General features: G+C 67.3%; 17 protein-coding genes. 9 read left to right on the top strand and 8 right to left on the bottom strand.

The features are described from left to right. Positions 1 to 92: 92 nt before the first annotated feature. Positions 93 to 2,195: a glucans biosynthesis glucosyltransferase MdoH gene (gene mdoH / locus BMZ21_RS01065; RefSeq protein WP_244543704.1), complete on the top strand. Its 2,103-nt coding sequence runs from the start codon at positions 93 to 95 to the stop codon at positions 2,193 to 2,195. A gap of 8 nt (positions 2,196 to 2,203) precedes the next feature. Here the strand turns inward: mdoH and BMZ21_RS01060 are convergent, their stop codons facing one another. The 4 genes from BMZ21_RS01060 to BMZ21_RS01045 all read right to left on the bottom strand — a co-directional run bounded on the left by BMZ21_RS01060 (position 2,204) and on the right by BMZ21_RS01045 (position 5,436). Further along, positions 2,204 to 3,079, bottom strand: a complete 876-nt coding sequence (locus BMZ21_RS01060) for a VOC family protein (protein ID WP_244543646.1) — start codon at positions 3,077 to 3,079, stop codon at positions 2,204 to 2,206. Between the two features lie 137 nt (positions 3,080 to 3,216). Then, entirely contained in the window at positions 3,217 to 4,383 is a 1,167-nt protein-coding gene (locus BMZ21_RS01055) for a glutathionylspermidine synthase family protein (RefSeq protein WP_091828801.1), read from the bottom strand. Positions 4,384 to 4,386: 3 nt separating this feature from the next. Next, positions 4,387 to 5,025 (bottom strand): DUF1190 domain-containing protein, encoded by a 639-nt coding sequence (locus tag BMZ21_RS01050; protein ID WP_091828800.1) that lies wholly within the window; start codon positions 5,023 to 5,025, stop codon positions 4,387 to 4,389. 9 nt (positions 5,026 to 5,034) lie between these two features. Beyond that, on the bottom strand, positions 5,035 to 5,436 hold the full coding sequence (locus BMZ21_RS01045) for a DUF350 domain-containing protein (protein WP_091828798.1): 402 nt from the start codon (positions 5,434 to 5,436) through the stop codon (positions 5,035 to 5,037). A gap of 118 nt (positions 5,437 to 5,554) precedes the next feature. Between BMZ21_RS01045 and BMZ21_RS01040 the strand changes: the two genes are divergently transcribed. Then, a complete protein-coding gene (locus BMZ21_RS01040; RefSeq protein ID WP_091828796.1) occupies positions 5,555 to 5,935 on the top strand; it encodes a GFA family protein in 381 nt (126 codons plus the stop codon). Between the two features lie 10 nt (positions 5,936 to 5,945). Here BMZ21_RS01040 and BMZ21_RS01035 read toward each other — a convergent pair whose 3' ends face one another. From BMZ21_RS01035 to tpiA, 3 genes are all read right to left on the bottom strand, one after another. Continuing rightward, positions 5,946 to 7,574 carry a CTP synthase gene (locus BMZ21_RS01035; RefSeq protein WP_091828794.1) on the bottom strand — a complete coding sequence of 543 codons (1,629 nt, stop codon included), beginning with the start codon at positions 7,572 to 7,574 and terminating at the stop codon, positions 5,946 to 5,948. Positions 7,575 to 7,701: 127 nt separating this feature from the next. Then, on the bottom strand, positions 7,702 to 8,106 hold the full coding sequence (gene secG / locus BMZ21_RS01030; protein ID WP_091828792.1) for a preprotein translocase subunit SecG: 405 nt from the start codon (positions 8,104 to 8,106) through the stop codon (positions 7,702 to 7,704). A 118-nt stretch (positions 8,107 to 8,224) separates the two neighbouring features. Next, entirely contained in the window at positions 8,225 to 9,010 is a 786-nt protein-coding gene (gene tpiA / locus BMZ21_RS01025) for a triose-phosphate isomerase (protein ID WP_425285392.1), read from the bottom strand. 125 nt (positions 9,011 to 9,135) lie between these two features. Here tpiA and BMZ21_RS01020 point away from each other — a divergent pair, with 125 nt between their 5' ends. The 5 genes from BMZ21_RS01020 (at position 9,136) to BMZ21_RS01000 (ending at position 15,554) form a co-directional block, all read left to right on the top strand. Continuing rightward, entirely contained in the window at positions 9,136 to 11,043 is a 1,908-nt protein-coding gene (locus BMZ21_RS01020) for a peptidylprolyl isomerase (RefSeq protein ID WP_244543645.1), read from the top strand. Positions 11,044 to 11,053: 10 nt separating this feature from the next. Further along, the gene (gene trpE, locus BMZ21_RS01015) at positions 11,054 to 12,568 is read left to right on the top strand and encodes an anthranilate synthase component I (protein ID WP_091828782.1); all 1,515 of its coding nucleotides are present in this window, start codon (positions 11,054 to 11,056) and stop codon (positions 12,566 to 12,568) included. 218 nt (positions 12,569 to 12,786) lie between these two features. Further along, positions 12,787 to 13,761, top strand: a complete 975-nt coding sequence (locus BMZ21_RS01010) for an ABC transporter substrate-binding protein (protein WP_091828781.1) — start codon at positions 12,787 to 12,789, stop codon at positions 13,759 to 13,761. 78 nt (positions 13,762 to 13,839) lie between these two features. Continuing rightward, positions 13,840 to 14,763, top strand: a complete 924-nt coding sequence (locus tag BMZ21_RS01005) for an ABC transporter permease (protein WP_091828780.1) — start codon at positions 13,840 to 13,842, stop codon at positions 14,761 to 14,763. After that, positions 14,760 to 15,554 (top strand): ABC transporter ATP-binding protein, encoded by a 795-nt coding sequence (locus BMZ21_RS01000; protein ID WP_091828778.1) that lies wholly within the window; start codon positions 14,760 to 14,762, stop codon positions 15,552 to 15,554. The genes BMZ21_RS01005 and BMZ21_RS01000 overlap by 4 nt, the downstream gene beginning before the upstream one ends. A gap of 12 nt (positions 15,555 to 15,566) precedes the next feature. Here BMZ21_RS01000 and BMZ21_RS00995 read toward each other — a convergent pair whose 3' ends face one another. Beyond that, positions 15,567 to 16,481, bottom strand: coding sequence for a LysR family transcriptional regulator (locus BMZ21_RS00995; protein WP_091828776.1), 915 nt, complete (start codon positions 16,479 to 16,481; stop codon positions 15,567 to 15,569). A 107-nt stretch (positions 16,482 to 16,588) separates the two neighbouring features. On the opposite strand from BMZ21_RS00995, the gene BMZ21_RS00990 reads away from it, so the two are divergent. After that, positions 16,589 to 17,782 (top strand): MFS transporter, encoded by a 1,194-nt coding sequence (locus BMZ21_RS00990; protein WP_091828775.1) that lies wholly within the window; start codon positions 16,589 to 16,591, stop codon positions 17,780 to 17,782. A gap of 31 nt (positions 17,783 to 17,813) precedes the next feature. Beyond that, positions 17,814 to 18,848, top strand: coding sequence for an aldo/keto reductase (locus BMZ21_RS00985; protein ID WP_091828774.1), 1,035 nt, complete (start codon positions 17,814 to 17,816; stop codon positions 18,846 to 18,848). Positions 18,849 to 18,951: the final 103 nt, after the last annotated feature.

The following is an 18,951-nucleotide window of genomic DNA, read 5'->3' as shown; positions in this document are numbered from 1 at the left end:
CTGTGGACGTAGCTGCCCGCCCGGCCGAGATCGAGGTCGCGACCGGCTATCCCGCCCCGGTCGAGGCGACGCCGCCCGAGAACCGGCTGGAGATGCCGGTGCAGTCCTTCCGCAGCTGGAATGCCTCCGAGGGGCGCAAGCCGGCTGTACCGCAGGCCTGGCAGACGCCCTGGCTCGCCCGGATTTTCGTCTTCGGCGGCGCCTGGGCGCTGACCGCCTACGGCGCCTGGGAGATGTATCATGTCGTGTCGGTCAGCCGCACGACCTTCCTGCAGTATGTGCTGCTCGTCCTCTTCACCGTGAACTTCTCCTGGATCGCGCTCGCCTTCACCAGCGCGATCCTCGGCTTCTGCGCCCTGCTCTTCCGGCTGGTGAAGAGTCCCCGCGCCGAGACGCTGACACAGAAGACCGTCGTGGTCATGCCGATCTACAACGAGTCGACGGCACGGACCTTTGCGGCCGTGGCGGCAATCCGCGAGTCGATCGAGGCGACGGGACTGGGCGCCCATTTCGACTATTTCATCGTCTCCGACACCACCAACCCCGACATCTGGGTGGCGGAGGAACGCGCCTTCCTGGCCCTGCGCCAGCGGCTTGGACCGGATGCGCGCATCTATTATCGCCACCGGCCGAAGAACCATCACCGCAAGGCCGGCAACATCGCCGACTTCGTCACGCGCTGGGGCGGACACTACCCCCACATGGTCGTGCTCGACGCCGACAGCCTGATGACCGGCACCTGCATCGTGCGCCTCGCCGCGGCGATGGAGGCCGACCCCGACGCGGGCATCATCCAGTCGCTGCCGTTGATCATCAACCGCAACACCTTCTTCGCGCGCCTGCAGCAGTTCGCGGCGCGGGTCTACGGCCCGGTCATCGCGACGGGCCTGGCGATCTGGTCCGGTCGCGACGGCAACTACTGGGGCCACAACGCGATCATCAGGACGAAGGCCTTCGCCGATCATTGCGGTCTTCCCGATCTCAAGGGCAAGCCGCCCTTCGGCGGCCACGTCCTCAGCCACGATTTCGTCGAGGCAGCGCTGATCCGGCGCGCCGGCTGGTCGGTCTACATGCTGCCCGACCTGACGGGCTCCTATGAGGAGAGCCCGCCTTCGCTGATCGACATCGCCACCCGCGACCGGCGCTGGTGCCAGGGCAATCTGCAACATTCGCGCATCATCGGCGCCAAGGGCCTTAAGCTCTCGACCCGCCAGCATTTCGCCACCGGCATGATGGCCTATCTCGCCTCGCCCTTCTGGCTGATGCAGCTGGTGGTCGGCATTTTGATCGTGCTGCAGGTCAATTACGCCAGGCCGGAATATTTCACCGAGGAGTTCCGGCTCTTCCCGGTCTGGCCGCGCTTCGACCCTGAACGCGCGCTCAACCTGTTCGGGCTGACCATGGCGATCCTCCTGGCGCCGAAGCTGTTCGGCCTCCTGCTGACGCTGTTCGACGGCAGGCTCAGGCGCGCCTGCGGCGGCGGTATCCGGCTCGTCCTTTCGGCCCTGCTGGAGATCCTGTTCTCGGCCTTCTTCGCGCCGATCATGATGGTGATCCAGTCCGGCTCGGTCTTCCAGATCCTGGTCGGCCGCGACACCGGCTGGAATCCGCAGCGCCGCGACGACGGCTCGATCCCGCTCAACGACATCATTCGCAGGCACCGCGCCCATACCCTGCTCGGACTCGTCGCCGGCCTGTCGGCCTTCATGATCGCGACCTCGCTCTTCGCCTGGATGTCGCCGACGATCGTCGGCCTGCTGCTGGCGATCCCGCTCTCCTGGGCCTCGGGCAACCTCGCGCTCGGCCTCTGGCTGAAGCGGCGCGGGCTCTTGCTGACGCCGGAGGAAGGCGATCCGCCGGCGATCGCCGTGCGGGCCAACGCGCTCCAGGCCGAGTTCTCGCAGGCCGGCTTCGACGATGACGACGGGCTTGCGACCCTGCACGCCGATCCGATGCTGCGCGCGAACCATGAGGCCATGCTGCCGCAGGTCCAGTCGCGCCGGCGCGGCGAGATCGAGCCGGACCGCGCCGTGGCGCAGGCCAAGCTGATCGATGCCGAGACGATCGCCGACGCGATGATCTGGCTAAAGCCGAAGGAACGCATGGTCGTCCTGCACGACCGCGCCTTGCTCGGCCTGCTGGCCAACCTGCCCGAAGGGCCGGCCCGTGCGGGCGCCGAGCCCAGAGCGAGCTGAGCGAAGGGTCAGCCGCGCTCGAAGATGATGGCGCAGCCGAAGGCCGCACTCCCCGGAACGACGAAGCGGGCGCCCTCCTGGCGGTGAGCGATGCCGCGCTCCAAGAGCCGCTGCCGAAGAGGTTCGAAATCCGGCACCGTGACCGCAAAGCCGGCGAAATGAGCCTGTTGCCGACGGCTCTCGCCATCAAGCACGGTCTCGGCGGCCCCGGGAGTCAGCACCTCCAGCCGTCCACGCGGCAGCGGCAGGCGCAAGCCCCCCTCCGGCGTCGCGAAGCTCTCGGCGCCGGAGAAGGCGCTGAGGAAAGCCGTTTGCGCGGCCGGCTCCTGCGCCACCAGGAACACGGTGGAAAGCCCGCTCGCGCCGTTCTCGTGCTGCTGGAAAGCCGGGTTCCAGAAGTTCTGCGGCTCGTGCTGCTGGCAGACGAAGAAGCCGCACTCGGGCGCCGTCCGATTCTCGGCAAAGGCGAGCGAAAAGGCGACACGGACCTCGCTGCCATCCGGCCGGCGTGCCTGCCGTTCGAAGAAGAAGGGCTCGAAGTCGCCAATGCCGGCGCTGCGAAAGCCCTCGGCATCATCAGTCGAATCGCGGCTCTCCAGCACCAGCATCGACATCCCCTCGCCCCGCGCCAGCGCGTCGCGCACGAAGGCGCCAAAGGAGAACTGCCGCGGCGCATGCGGCGGAATCAGTGTCGGGTCGCCGACGGTGATCAGTTCGAGGAATGCGCCGGGAAACTGGACGATCCGGTTCTCGGTTCCCCAGGGATGGCGATTGCGTGCGCCGACACGGAAGCCGAGATCGGCGTAGAAGGCGCCGGCCGCATCGAGATCGGCGACGCCGATGACGAGATGGTCGAGGCCGCGTGGTTCGGAGGTCGTGGTCATTGTGATCTCATCCTGAGGGTCATCCCGGACAAACCGCGATAGCGGCGCCGATCCGGGATCCATGCCTGAACCGTTCCGGAATGGGTCCCGGGTCTCCGCTTCGCTCCGCCCGGGACGACTGGGAGCTTCCCAGAGGGTCAAGGCTCGATGAAATGCGGCACGAAGCGCGAGGTGTTCTTGGTGATCGGAGTCGTGTCCTCGCGGATGCCGAGCCCGCAAGGCTGCGAAGCCACCAGCCAGGAGCCGAGCACCGGATAATTGCCGTCGAAGTTCGGCAGCATCGCGGTCGCCTGCAGAATGAAGCCCTCGGCGCCATAGGGCCCATCATCGCTGTCGCGCACCGTACCGCCCTCGATGAGCGTCACATTGGCGCCCTCGCGCGAATAGAGCGGTTTGCGGACGTGGTTCGCGCCCAGCTCCGCGCAGCGCGGATCGTCCTCGAAATAGGCAGGCAGGAGGTTGGGGTGGCCGGGCGCCATCTCCCAGAGATAGGGCAGCAGCCCCTTGCTGGAGACGAGCGCCTTCCAGGGCGGCTCGACGAACTGGCAGCGCGAGCCGGCAAGCGCCGAGGCGTACTGCTCGCGGAACAGCCACTCCCAGGGATAGAGCTTGAACAGCATCTCGATCGGCAGGCTGGCGCCATCGCAGAAGCGCCCGTCGGCGAGCAGGCCCATCTCCTCGATGAAGGTGAAACGGGCGTCGATTCCCGCCTGGCCGGCACAATCCATCAGATAGTCGACCGTGCCCTTGTCCTCGACGCTGCCTTGCACGCAGGTGAAGTGCATGCGTTCCGGTTTCGGACTGCGCAGCTGGCCGAAGGCGGCGATCAGGCGCTCGTGCAGCGAGTTGAACTGGTCGCAGCCGCGCGAGATCAGGCCCTGCGCCATCGCCTGCTCGAGCCAGTCCCATTGCACCACAGCCGCCTCGAACAGCGAGGTCGGCGTATCGGCGTTGTACTCAAGCAGCTTGGCGGGCCCCTTGCCGTCATAGGCGAGGTCGAGTCGGCCATAGAGATTGCGATCGCCGCGCTGCCAGCTGTCGCGGATCAGGCTCCATTGCGGCTCCGGGATAGCGAGCCGGCGCAGGATGGCCTCGTCCTTGAGGGCACGCTCGACGAAGGCAAAGCACAGGCCTTCGATCTCGCTGGTCGGAGCCTCGATGTCTTCCTCGATCTCCTTCAGCGAGAAGGCATAGGCGACGCTCTCGTCCCAATAGGTCTCGCCGTCGAGCGTGTGATAGGCGAAGCCGAGACGCTCGGCCTCCGCCTGCCAATTCTTGCGTGGTGATGGGCGAAGGCGCTGCATCGGTCAGGACGACGACGAGGAGGAGAAGGAGCGCGAGGTCGAGCCGAAACCGCCGCGGGAGGCGACGCTCGGCGTGCTCGCCATGCCGGTCGAGGAGATGTTGCGTGCGACCATCGCCTGGCCGGAGGTCGTCGTATAGGCGCGCGAGCGGCTGCTGCTGCCGCCATAATAGCCGCCACTGGACGATGAGGATGACGAGGACGAGCTCCGGGCGGGCTGCTCGCATTCGGGACGCCCGGAGCCGGGCTGGCGCGTACCTGGCGGACAGGCCGCGCTGGTCGGCGGCAGCAATGGCTGCGCCGCGCCGCCGCCCGACATGAACTGCCGCGCCAGCATGATCCCCGCCAAGGCCGGGATGAAGACCTGGGCATTGTTCCAGACCGCGCTCTGGCAACCGCTGGCGCCGTATTCCTGCTCGCAGGAAGCACTGCTGGTGAACTTCTTGGCATCGCGCAGATGATTGGCGGAGGCCTCGTTGAAGCGCTGCTCGCACTGGCTGGAGCCGAGCAGGTTGGCAGCCCGGCACTCGGCGAGATTGCTGTAGACCAGCGAATCATCGGTCTCGCCGCCGGAGAGCGACCAGTAGGTCGCGACAAGCACCACGCCTGCCGCGGCGAGCCCGATCTGGGTCGAGCGCTTCATTGCGGCCTCCTACAAGCTCATGCTGGCAGCGGCAAGCGTGCCGCTGATCACGGCAATCACTGCCAGCATCGCTGCCGAGGGAATCCGGTCCTCCTCGATCTTGCGCGAGAGATCGGGGATGACGATGCGGGCAAAGCCATAGGCGCCAAACTGGACGACCATGGCGATCACCGCCCAGATCACCAGGTCGGGAATGCTCGCCGCCTGCTCGATCGCCGTCTCCAGCGGCACCGAGAAGCCGACCAGATTGCCGCCGAAGGCGATCGCGGCGGAGAGATTGCCGCCGCGGATCAGCGCGATCTCGTCATGGTTGGTGAGCCGCATGTAGACCGCGGCAAAACCGGCGATCAGCGCGAACCCGACGCAGAAATACAGAATGAACGCCGGCAACCCGGCCATCGAGATCGTCATGCTGCCGCCCCTTGCATGCCATGATGCTCAAGGAGATCACTATACGTCAGCGGCGCCGGCGCGCCAGACTGTCGCGTCTTGGGCTGTGAACACGCGGACGACGTCACGGAGACGCTCCATGAAGGACAGACATGCGCAATGCTCTTGCGGGGCTCTGAGCCTGATCTGCCGCGGCGAGCCGGCGCTCGTCTCGCTCTGCCATTGCCGGGAATGCCAGCGGCGCACCGGCAGCACCTATGGCATCGCCGCCTTCTTCCCGCGTTCAGAGGTGGAGATCAGCGGCGAAGCGAAATCTTATAGCCGCGAGGCCGACAGCGGCTTCGACGTTACTCAGCACTTCTGCCCGCGCTGCGGCAGCACGGTCTATTGGGAGCCATTGCGCAAGCCGGAGATGATTGCGGTCGCCGTCGGCGCCTTCGCCGACCCGGATTTTCCGGCGCCGGGCAAGCAGGTCTACACCCAGCACCGCCACCCCTGGGTCGCGGTGCCGGTCGATTGATCGCCAAGGATCAGACCAGGCGGCTCTGCACCACCGCCGCCTCGATGAAGCTGGCGAAGAGCGGATGCGGCTCGAAAGGCCGCGACTTCAGCTCGGGATGGTACTGCACGCCGATGAACCAGGGATGGTCGGGATATTCGACCGTCTCCGGCAGCAGGCCGTCGGGCGAGACGCCGCTGAAACGCAGGCCCTTGGCCTCGAGCAGCTCGCGATAGCCCATATTGACCTCGTAGCGGTGGCGATGCCGCTCGGAGATCTCGGTCGAGCCGTAGATCTGCGCGATCTTGGTGTCGTCCGACAGCTTCGACTGGTAGGCGCCGAGCCGCATCGTGCCGCCGAGATCGCCGCCGGAGAAGCGCTGCTCCAGCTCGTTGCCGCGCATCCACTCGGTCATCAGGCCGACGACGGGCTGCTCGGTCGGGCCGAACTCGGTCGAATTGGCGTCCTTGACACCGGCGAGCGAGCGCGCCGCTTCGATCACCGCCATCTGCATGCCGAAGCAGATGCCGAAATAGGGCACCTTGCGCTGCCTTGCGAAGCTCGCCGCCTTGATCTTCCCTTCGGCGCCGCGATGGCCGAATCCGCCGGGGACGAGGATGCCGTGGACATGCTCGAGAAACGGCGCCGGGTCCTCCTTCTCGAACACCTCGGACTCGATCCAGTCGAGATTGACCTTGACCCGGTTGGCGATGCCGCCATGGGTCAGCGCCTCGATCAGCGACTTATAGGCGTCCTTCATCCCGGTGTACTTGCCGACGATGGCGATGGTGACCTCGCCTTCCGGGTTCTTGATCCGCTCGGAGATCCGCCGCCAGTTGCTGATGTCGGGGGCGGTCTTGTCGTCCAGGCCGAAGGCGGCCAGGACCTCGGTATCGAGCCCCTCGGCGTGATAGGACAGCGGCACATCATAGATCGAGGCAACGTCGCGGGCCTCGATCACTGCGGTCTCGCGGACATTGCAGAACAGCGCGAGCTTGCGCCGCTCCTCGACCGGGATCTCGCGATCGGTGCGGCAGAGCAGGATATCGGGCTGGATGCCGATCGAGCGCAGCTCGGCAACCGAGTGCTGCGTCGGCTTGGTCTTCAGCTCGCCGGCGGTCGGAATATAGGGCAGCAGCGTCAGATGCAGGAAGATGCACTGGCCGCGCGGCAATTGCTGGTTGGTCTGGCGGATCGCCTCGAGGAAGGGAAGGCTCTCGATGTCGCCGACCGTGCCGCCGATCTCGACCAGCACGAAGTCGTAGCCGTCATTGCCGGAGAGGACGAATTCCTTGATGGCGTTGGTGACGTGCGGGATCACCTGGATGGTGGCGCCGAGATAGTCGCCCCGGCGCTCGCGCGTCAGGATGTCCATGTAGATGCGGCCGGTGGTGATGTTGTCGCCCTTGTTGCAGGGCCGGCCGGTGAAGCGCTCGTAATGACCGAGGTCGAGATCGGTCTCGGCGCCGTCGTCGGTGACGAAGACCTCGCCATGCTGATACGGGCTCATCGTGCCCGGATCGACATTGAGATAGGGGTCGAGCTTGCGCAGGCGGACCTTATAGCCACGCGCCTGCAGGAGAGCAGCCAGAGCAGCCGCCGCCAGGCCTTTGCCAAGCGAGGACACCACGCCGCCGGTGATGAAAACATACCGCGTCATGGGAGATCACCTTTAACGCTAGGATTTCGATTCGCTAAGCGGGTCGGCGCAGACCGATCCTGCACTCTACGCTTGTCCACAAAAGAGAAGGGCCGGTTTCCCGGCCCCTGCCCTTGTCTCGTTCCGGTCACCGCGTCGGGGTTCCCGGCTGCGGCGGTTGCGACCCGCCTTGGTTCTGCATCTGCCGGAGCTGGTCGAGCACCCCGCCGGCATTCGGCGCGGAAGGCCCGCTCGGAGCGGCCGGGGCGGTCGTGCCCGCAGGCGCCGGGGCGCCGTCGATGATCGAGCGCTGCGTGCGGCCATGCGTCGCCATCACCGCCAGCGCGATCGAGGTGATGAAGAACAGACCGGCGAGAATGGCCGTGGCGCGGGTCAGCGCATTGGCCTGGCCGCGGCCGGTCATGAAGCCGCCGACGCCGCCTCCGCCGCCCGAGCCCATGCCGAGGCCGCCGCCTTCGGAGCGCTGCAGCAGCACGACGCCGACCAGCGCGATCACGATCAGCAGGTGAATGACGATGAGGACGTTCTGCATGGCTCTCGAAATGGGTATGGCGCGGGCGCCTGCCAAGATGGCGGCATCCCGCGGAACGGCGCTGGCCATAGCATGGGCTTTCCGCCCATGCCACCTGCGATTTCAATCTCCCTTCGGATCAGGCGCAGGCGCGCGCGATCGAGAGGAAGTCCTCGGCCTTGAGGCTGGCGCCACCGACGAGCGCGCCATCGACATTGGCGACGTTCATCAGCTCGGCGGCATTGCTCGGCTTGACCGAGCCGCCATAGAGCAGCCTGACGCCGGCGGCCACAGCCTTGCCGAGGATGCGCCCGAGCTCGGCCCGGATCGCCTCATGCATCTGCGCGACATCGGCCGCTGTCGGGGTCAGGCCGGTACCGATCGCCCAGACCGGCTCATAGGCGACGACCAGCGAGGCTGCGCTCGCGCCGTCCGGCGCCGAGCCGCGCAGTTGCTTCTTCACGATCGCCAGCGCCTTGCCGGCCTCGCGCTCGTCCTTGGTCTCGCCGACGCAGACGATCGGCGTCAATCCCGCAGCCAGCGCCGCCACGGCCTTGGCCTTCACCTGCGCATTGCTCTCGCCATGCAGGGTCCGGCGCTCGGAATGCCCGACGATCGCATAGGTCGCACCGGCATCGACCAGCATCGGCGCCGAGACCTCGCCGGTATAGGCGCCGCTGGCATGGGCGCTGCAATCCTGCCCGCCGGTCGCGATACGCGAGCCGATCAGCGAAGCCGTCAGCGTGAACAGCAGCGTCGCGGGCGGGCAGATCGCGAGGTCGACGGCCCGCCGCAGCGTGGCGTCGTGGCCCTTGGCGACCTCGGCTGCGATGGCGAGGTCGGCCTTCAGCCCGTTCATCTTCCAGTTGCCCGCCACCAGCGGTTTGATCGTTCGCGTCACGGCTGCTCTCCAAATCTTGTCCATCTGGCTCTAGCAATGCCGTACCCCGATCGCAATCAAGGCGATCCAGAGCGATTGCCGGAAGGCGTCGCTCTTCCTATAAGCGGCGCGCAGCGGCACGGCCGCGAGAGGATCGGGAAGATAAGACCATGATGATGCAGGGCATCCGCAAGGCGGGGCAGAGCTTGATCGGCAAGCTCATCATCGCCGTGATGTTCGGCTTCCTGATCATCTCCTTCGCGGTCTGGGGCATCGGCGACATCTTCCGCGGCTATGGCCGCAACGCCGTCGCCGTCGTCGGCAAGACCGAGATCGGCCTCGAGCAGGTGCGCACGGCCTATCAGAACGAGATCCAGCAGCTGCAGCGCCAGCAGCGCCGTCAGATCAGCCCGGATCTGGCCCGGGCGCTCGGCCTCGACCAGCGCGTGCTCTCGCGCCTCGTCACCGACGCGACCCTGGACCAGACGGCAGCGAAGCTGGGTCTCGCCGTCTCCGACGAGACCGTGCGCACGATCCTCTTCACCGATCCGAACCTGAAGAACGCTGCCGGCCAGTTCGATCCGGCCCGCTTCAACGAGCTGCTGCGCGCGATCGGCCTGACCGAGCAGCAGTTCGTGCGCGAGCAGCGCGCCGCGACGATGCGCCAGGAGATCGCCGAGATGGTCGTCGGCGCGGTCACGGCCCCGGTCGCACTGCAGGAGCTCGGCCATCGCCTGCGCCATGAGCAGCGCGAGATCGCCTATATCACCCTGCCCGAGAGCGCCGCCGGCGAGATCCCGGCGCCGAGCGCCGAGGTGCTGCGCAAGTATTTCGACGAACGCAAGGCCGCCTTCCGCGCGCCCGAGTACCGTACCGCCAACGTACTGGTCCTGACGGCGGCCAGCCTTGCCGACCCAAGCAAGGTCAGCGATGCCGACGCCCGCGCCCGCTACGAGCAGATCAAGACCCAGCGCTTCGGCTCCGCCGAGCGCCGCACCGTTCAGCAGATCGGCTTCCCCTCGATGGAGGAGGCCAAGGCCGCCAAGGCCAGGATCGACGCCGGCGAGACCTTCGAGGCGATCGGTGCCAGCCGCAATGTCGCCGAGGCCGATCTGACGCTCGGCACCTTCACCCGCGAGGGCCTGTTCGATCCGGCCGTGCGCGATGCCGCCTTCGCTTTGGCGCAGGGCGCCGTCAGCGAGCCCGTGCAGGGCGGCTTCGGCGTCGTGCTGCTGCGCGTCCCGGCGATCGAGCCGGCCCGTCTGAAGAGCTTCGAAGAGGTCGCCGACGAGGTCCGTCGCGATGTCGCGACGAGCCGCGCCTCCGAGCAGCTGACCGATCTGCACGACAAGGTCGAGGACCAGCGCGCCTCGGCCAGGCCGCTGCCGGAAATCGCCAAGGAGTTCAATCTCGCCTTACGCAATTTCGGCCCGGCCGATGCCAGCCTCGGCAAGGCCGACGGCACGCAGGAGACCTCCCTCCCCGGCGGCGACACGACGCTGCAGGCGCTGTTCCGCACTGATATCGGCGTCGACAACGAAGCGGTGCGCCTGCCCAATAATGGCGGCTATGTCTGGTTCGACGTGACCAAGATCGATCCGCCGCGCGAGCGCGGCTTCGACGAGGTCAAGGCAGAGGTCGAGAAGCAATGGCGCTCCGACGAGGTCGCCTCGCGCCTCTCGGCCCAGGCCCGCGACATCGTGCAGAAGCTCGACGCCGGCGAGAAGCTCGACGCGCTCGCCTTCGCCCAGGGACTTGCTTTGGAGGATGCGACGCTCGGCCGTCAGGACCAGAGCGACGCCCTGCCGCGCAATGTCGTCTCGCTGGTCTTCGGCACGCCGGCCGGCAAGGCGGGCTCGGCCGCGGTCGAGAACACCGGCCGCGTCGTCTTCCAGGTCAAGTCGGCGACGGTCAGCCCCTATGCCCGCACCACCGAGGATGCCGAGAACTTCGTCAGGCTGCTGACGTCGAGCATCAGCGAGGATCTCCTCGCCCAATATGTCGGCAAGCTGCAGAACGATCTCGGCGTCCAGCTCAACCAGGCGGCGTTGCGCAACGCCACCGGTGGCCAGAACTGAAGCAGGACGCATGGATCCGGCCGCCGATTTCGCCCGCTTCGCCGCCGCCTATCAGGCCGGCGAGCCGCAATTGCTGACGCTCTCGCTGGTCGGCGATTGCGAGACGCCGGTCGCCGCCTTCCTGAAACTGCGCCATACCTATGGGGGCCCGGCCTTCCTGCTTGAATCCGTCGAGGGCGGCGCCGTGCGCGGCCGCTACTCGATGATCGGGCTCGATCCCGACCTGATCTGGCGCTGCCATCGCGGGCAGGCCTCGCTTCACCGCCTCGCTCAGGATGAGGATTTCGTCGCCGATCCGCGCCCGGCCTTCGAGTCGCTGCGCGCCCTGCTCGCTGAGAGTGCCATCCCCGATCGCGACGGCCTGCCGCCTATGGCCGCCGGTGTCTTCGGCTATCTCGGCTACGACATGGTGCGCTTGATGGAGCGCCTGCCGGAAGCGAAAGCCACCGGCCCCGGCGTGCCCGACGCGATCCTGACCCGCCCGACGCTGATGGTCGTGTTCGATTCGATCCGCGACGAGATCACGGTGGTGACGCCGGTGCGCCCGCTGGCGAACGTCCCGGCTCGCGCGGCGCATGAACGGGCGCAGGAGCGGCTGGACGCGGTGGTACGGGCGCTCGAAGGCCCCCTGCCCGATGAAGCCGGCATCGACATTGCGGCGATCCCGCATCCGGAATCCACCTCGAACACCAGCGAGGCCGAGTTCCACGCGATGGTCGCGACGGCGCAGGAATATGTCCGTGCCGGCGACATCTTCCAGGTCGTGCTCTCCCAGCGCTTCGAAGCGCCGTTCGAATTGCCGCCCTTCGCGCTTTACCGGGCGCTGCGGCGGGTCAATCCGGCGCCCTTTCTCTGCTATCTCGATTTCGAGGCCTTCCAGATCGTCTGCTCGAGCCCCGAGATTCTGGTCCGGCTGCGCGACGGCAAGGTCACGATCCGGCCGATCGCGGGCACCCGCCCGCGTGGCGCGACGCCTGAGGCCGACGAAGCCCTCGCCGACGAATTGCTGGCCGATCCCAAGGAGCGGGCCGAGCATCTGATGCTGCTCGACCTCGGCCGTAACGATGTCGGCCGGGTCGCGGAGATCGGCAGCGTCAATGTCACCGATTCCTTCTTCATCGAGCGCTACAGCCAGGTGATGCACATCGTCTCGAACGTCGAGGGACGCATCTCCGGCGAGCACGACGCGCTCTCGGCCCTCGCTGCCGGCTTCCCTGCCGGCACCGTCTCAGGTGCGCCGAAGGTGCGCGCCATGGAGATCATCGACGAGCTGGAGAAGGACGGGCGCGGCGCCTATGGCGGCTGCATCGGCTATTTCGGCGCCAATGGCGAGATGGACACCTGCATCGTCCTGCGCACGGCGGTCGTCCAGGACGGCCGCATGCAGGTCCAGGCCGGCGCCGGCATCGTCTACGATTCGAACCCGGCCTCCGAACAGCTCGAATGCATCAACAAGGCGAAAGCCCTGTTCAAGGCGGCCGAAGAGGCCGTGCGCTTCGCCGCCCGTAGCCGGCGAGGCCAATGAGCCGGTAGCAATAGCCTGCATACGCGCACCCCGAAGACGCATGTCCGCTCACTTGCGCGGCGTGTTTTGGCCCGCGCATATTGCCGGTAGTCGAGATCGCCGCTCACTAGCCTCAAGGTTGTCGTGGGTGGCCACTCAGCAATCAGAACCGGCCCTGCCCGCTCGCGCGGATGCCTGACGCGGACAGACAGGGCTCGGCGACAAATGGAGAGGAAACCATGCGTTTGCGCGCAACCATGATCGGCAGCGGTCTTGCCCTGGCGCTTTTGGCCGGCACGGCCGCCATCGCCCAGCAGACCCAGAAGGTGACGGTCGCGGTCACCGCCATCGTCGAGCACCCGGCGCTCGACGCCGCCCGTGACGGCGTCAAGAAGGCGCTGGATGAGGCCGGCTACAAGGACGGTACCAACCTGACCTTCCGCTATGAATCGGCGCAGGGCTCGCCGGCGACGGCAGCCCAGATCGCCCAGAAGTTTGCTGGCGAGAACCCGAACGTGATCGTCGCGATCGCGACCCCTTCGGCCCAGGCGATGGTCACGGCAACGCAGACGATTCCCGTCGTCTTCACCGCCGTGACCGACCCGGTCGCCGCCCAGATCGTCAAGGACAGGCAGGCGCCCGGCGGCAACGTCACCGGCATCTCCGACTTCTCGCCGCTGGAGGCCCAGTTCGACCTGATCAAGGAGCTGGTGCCGTCTGCCAAGAAGATTGGCGTCGTCTACAATCCCGGCGAGGCCAACAGTGTCGCGCTGCTCAACGCCGTGAAGGCGCTGGCGCCAGCCCGCAACCTCCAGATCGTCGAGGCCTCGGCCGGCCGCACCGCCGATGTCTCCGGCGCAGCGCAGAATCTCGTTGGCAAGGTCGACGCAATCTACCTGCCGACCGACAACACCATCATCTCGGCGCTCGGCACCGTGCTCGCCGTCGGCACCGACAACAAGCTGCCGGTCTTCACCGGTGACACCGAGTCGGTCCAGAAGGGCTCGGTCGCCTCGATCGGCTTCGACTATTTTCAGGTCGGCGTCGAGACCGGCGCTGTGGTCGTGCGCGTCCTCAAGGGCGAGAAGCCCGGCACGATCCCGGTCAAGAACGCCAGCGGCAGCAACCTCGTCATCAACGCCAAGGCGGCCGCCGCCATGGGCGTGACGATCCCGGCGGCCGTTCAGGCCCGCGCCAAGCAGGTGATCAACTGATCTGAGGCGCGGCAGCGTTCCCGCGCCGCCGCGACCGGCCGCCTAATCTATTCCGGAACAGAGCAAGCAGGGCGACCGATGAGTCTCATCGCCACCCTGGGCGCCATCGAGATCGGACTGGTGTTCGCTCTCGTGGCGCTCGGCGTCTACATCACCTTCCGCGTCCTCGACTTTCCCGACCTCACGGTCGACGGCACCTTGCCGCTCGGCGCCGCCGTCGCGGCGGCGATGATCGCAGGTGGCGTCAATCCGGTCTTTGCGACGCTGGCGGCGATCGTCGCCGGCTGCCTCGCCGGAACGGTCACCGCCTGGCTCAACATCCGCTTTTCCATCCTGCATCTGCTCGCCGGCATCCTGACGATGACGGCGCTGTTTTCGATCAATCTCAGGGTCATGGGCGTGCCCAACATCCCCCTGATGAACCGGCCGACGGTGATCGATTTCTTCACCTGGCTGAACCCGTTCATCGCAGCCATGGGGCTGCCCGCCCGCCCGACCCTGCGCGTGCTCGCGCTGCTGATCATCGTCACCTTCATCGCCGCCCTCCTCGCCCGCTTCCTCAAGACCGAGTTCGGGCTCGCCATGCGTGCAACCGGCGCCAATCCGCGCATGGCGCGGGCGCAGGGCATCCGCACCGACATGTACATCTATGTCGGCGTCGCCCTTTCCAACGGCCTCGTCGCCCTGGCTGGCGCTCTGTTCGCGCAGACGGCCGGCTTCGCCGACGTCAGTATCGGCACCGGCACGATCATCGCGGGCCTCGCCGCCGTCATCCTCGGCGAGACCATCTTCCGCACCAGATCGATCGTCGTTGCGGTCTTCTCCTGCCTGATCGGCGCCATCGCCTATCGCCTCGCCATCGCGCTTGCGCTGAACGCCGGCTGGCTCGGCCTGCGCGCCTCCGATCTCAACCTCGTTACCGCCGTGCTGGTCGGCATCGCGCTGATGCTGCCGGGCGTCGCCAATCCGCTGCGCAGCCTGTTCAAGCGGAGCGCGCCATGATCAGCGTCCGGGACGTCCATGTCACCTTCGGGCGCGGCACGCCGCTGGAGAACCGCGCTCTGCGCGGCCTTGATCTCACCGTGCCCGAGGGCGAGTTCATCACCGTGATCGGCTCGAACGGGGCCGGCAAGTCGACGCTGCTCAATGTCCTCAGCGGCGACGCAAGGGCCGAGCGCGGCACGGTCGAGATCGACGGCATCGACGTGACGCGCTGGCCGACACCAAAGCGCGCCAGCCTGATCGCGCGTGTCTTCCAGGACCCGATGGCCGGCACCTGCGAGCGCCTGACCATCGAGGAGAACATGGCGCTGGCTCAGGCGCGCGGCCGTGCCCGTGGCCTTGGCGCGGCGCTTGACCGCTCGCGGCGCGCGTTGTTTCGCGACAAGCTGGCGGTCCTCGGCCTCGGCCTCGAGAACCGCCTCGGCGACTCGATGGGCCTGCTGTCGGGCGGTCAGCGCCAAGCGGTCAGCCTGCTGATGTCGACGCTGGCGGGCACCAAGACCCTGCTGCTCGACGAGCATACCGCCGCGCTCGACCCGCGCACCGCAGCTTTCGTGCTCGATTTGACCCGGCGCATCGTCCAGGAACAGAAGCTGACCGCGCTGATGGTCACCCATTCGATGCGCGACGCGCTCGACCATGGCAGCCGTACCGTGATGCTGCATGAGGGCAAGGTCGCCTTCGACATCGCCGGCGAGCGCCGCAAGGCGATGGACGTTCCCGACCTCTTGCGCCTGTTCAAGCAGGTGCGCGGCGAGGAACTCTCCGACGACAGCCTGTTGCTGAGCTGAGGTTTCAGGCTGTCAGGCCCGGATCTTCACATTCCGGGCCAGAAAATCAATGAAGGCCCGCATCCGCGCCGGCACGAATCCGCCCTGCCCGAGATAGACGGCGTGGATGACCTCGATGTCACCGGGATTGAAGTCCTCCAGCACCGTGACCAGCCGGCCGGCGGCGACCTCGGCCTGGGTATGAAAGCGCCCCAGCCGTACCAGGCCAACTCCGGCAACCGCGAGCTGGCGCGCGATCTCGCCGTCGCCGACCTGGGTGTTGCCGACGGCGGCGATCGAGATCAGCGCGCCGTCGACTCGGAACGGCCAGCCCTCGACCGAGCGGGCGAAGTTGAAGCCGATCAGGTTGTGTTTCGCCAGATCGGCCGGCGTCCTCGGCTCGCCATGGCGCGCGAGATAGTCGGGGGAAGCGACCACGGCAACGCCGCTCTCGCCGATCTTGCGCGCCATCAGCTGGTTGCCGCGCAAGGGCCCGGGCGCAACGCGGATCGCGATATCCGCCCGTTCCTCAATCAGGTCGACGACCTGGTCGGTGAAGACGAGATCGACCGAGAGGTCGGGATGCTCGGCCAGGAAGGTCGGCACCAGCGGCAGCAGAACCTGGTTGCCGAAGGCGACATTGGCGTTGACCCGCACCCGCCCGCGCGGCGCCCGCCCGGCGGCGGCCTCGCATTCCGCTTCGGCAATATCGGAGAGGATGGTGACGCAGCGCTGGTGGAAGGCCTGTCCTTCCGCGGTCAGCTGCAGCTTGCGCGTCGAGCGGTTGACCAGCCTGGCGCCGAGCCTTGCCTCCAGCCGCGTGACCAGCTTGCTGACGGCCGACGGCGTCATGCCGAAGAGCTTGGCCGCGGCGGAGAAGCCACCGCGCTCGACCACGGCCGCGAACACTTCCATCTCGCCGGAGCGGTTGCTGAGCAGGGCTGCCATGGTGAACTCAAGTCACAAGTGATGTTACGGGCGGCATCCTAGTTCAATCCGCTGCATTGCACCATCTGGCTGGGCATCATCTCCTCTCCCCTGGCGCGGAGCCTGCCATGCCCATTGCCGTCTATGCCCTCACCGCCGGTGCCTTCGGCATCGGCACCACCGAATTCGTCATCATGGGCCTGCTGCTGCAGGTCGCCGCCGACCTGCAGGTCTCGGTCGCGATGACCGGCCTGCTGATCTCCGGCTATGCGCTCGGCGTCTTCGTCGGCGCGCCCGTCCTGACGCTGGCCACCCGCAAGCTACCGCGCAAGCAGGTGCTGATCCTGCTAATGGCGATCTTCACCCTCGGCAACATCGCCTGTGCGCTCGCCCCGAGCTACGGCTTGCTGATGGCGGCGCGCATCGTCACCTCGCTGGCGCACGGCACCTTCTTCGGCGTCGGCTCGGTCGTCGCGACCAGCCTCGTCCCCGAGGACAAGAAGGCCTCGGCCATCGCCGTGATGTTCACCGGCCTCACCATCGCGACCCTGCTCGGCGTGCCCGCCGGCGCCTGGCTCGGCCTGAACTTCGGCTGGCGCGCCACCTTCTGGACCATCGCCGCGATCGGCGTCATCGCCATGCTGGTGCTCGCCCGCTTCGTCCCGGCCGACAAGGGCAAGGTCGAGGTCGCGCCGCTGCGCCAGGAGCTCGCGACGCTCGCCGACCCGCAGGTGCTGCTCGGCCTCGCCATGACCGTGCTCGGCTTCGGCGGGGTCTTCGCGGTCTTCACCTATATCCAGCCGATCCTGGTCGAGATCACGGGCTTCTCGCAGGAGGCCGTGTCGCCGATCCTGCTGCTCTTCGGCCTCGGCCTGATCGTCGGCAACATGCTCGGCGGCAAGCTCGCCGACCGCAACCTGCCGGTCGCCCTGCTCGCGACAACCGCGACGCTCGCCATCGTGCTCTTCGCGATGACGGCGGCGTTGCGCTCGCCCGTCGCCGTCACGATCTTCGTCGGCCTGATCGGGGCCGCCGCCTTCGCCACCGTCGCACCCTTGCAGATGCGTGTACTCGACAAGGCCGGGCCTGCCGGGCGTAATCTCGCCTCCAGCCTCAACATCGCTGCCTTCAATCTCGGCAATGCCTTCGGCGCCTGGCTCGGCGGCGTCACCATCGAGCACGGGCCGGGGCTGGGCGCCGTGACCTGGGTCGCCGCCCTGGTGCCGCTGGCGAGCCTGGTCCTGGCCGTGATCAGCCTGCGCCTCGACAGGCGCCCGCAGGTGGCGCTGCAGCCCGCCCCCGCCTCCTGCCCGCAGGCTTGAATATCAAAGACTTCACAGAAGGACTTCGACCATGGACTACAGATATCTCGGCCGCTCGGGCCTCAAGGTTCCCGCCCTCAGCTTCGGCGCCGGCACCTTCGGCGGCCAGGGCCCGCTCTTCAGCGCCTGGGGCACCAGCGACGCGAAGGAAGCGACCCGCCTCGTCGACATCTGCCTCGAGGCGGGCGTCAACCTGTTCGACACCGCCGATGTCTATTCGAACGGCGCCTCCGAGGAGGTCCTGGGCGCGGCGATCAAGGGCCGGCGCGACAAGGTCCTGATCTCGACCAAGATGACCCTGCCGATGGGCGGCGGCCCGAACGATGCCGGCTCCTCGCGCAGCCGGCTGATCGACGGCACCGACGCGGCGTTGCGCCGGCTCGGCAGCGACCATATCGACCTGCTTCAGCTCCACGCCTTCGACGCCTTCACGCCGATCGAGGAGGTGCTGTCGACGCTTGATGCGCTGGTCCGCGCCGGCAAGATCCGCCAGGTAGGGGTCTCCAACTTCGCCGGCTGGCAGTTGATGAAGTCGCTCGCTATCGCCGAGAAACACGGCTTCCCGCGCTATGTCGCCCATCAGGTCTATTATTCGCTGGTCGGCCGCGACTACGAGTTCGACCTGATGCCGCTCGGCCTCGATCAGGGCGTCGGCGCCCTCGTCTGGAGCCCGCTCGGCTGGGGACGCCTCACCGGCAAGATCAGGCGCGGACAAGCCCTGCCGGAAGGCAGCCGCCTGCACCAGACTGCCGATTTCGGCCCGCCTGTCGACGATCAGAAGCTCTACGATATCGTCGACGTGCTCGATGCGCTCGCCGGGGAAACCGGCAAGACGGTTCCGCAGATCGCGATCAACTGGCTGCTGCAGCGTCCGACCGTCGCATCCGTGATCATCGGGGCCCGCAACGAGCAGCAATTGCGCGACAATCTCGGCGCCGTCGGCTGGGCGCTGACGCCGGAGCAGATCGCAAGGCTCGACAGGGCGAGCGCGACGGTGCCGCCCTACCCGGCCTTCCCCTATCATCGCCAGGAGGGCTTCGCCCGGCTCAACCCGCCTGTCGTTTAGGTCTCAAAACCCTTCTTGGTCATCCCGGAGGCAGCGAAGCGGAGATCCGGGATCCGTGCCGGAGCCTTCCCGATCAAGGTTCCGGAATGGGTCCCGGGTCTAC

Source organism: Allobosea lupini, assembly GCF_900109525.1.
GTDB lineage: Bacteria > Pseudomonadota > Alphaproteobacteria > Rhizobiales > Beijerinckiaceae > Allobosea > Allobosea lupini.
Note: the sequence above shows the minus strand (reverse complement) of the source record. Positions and strands in the feature narration are given on the sequence as shown.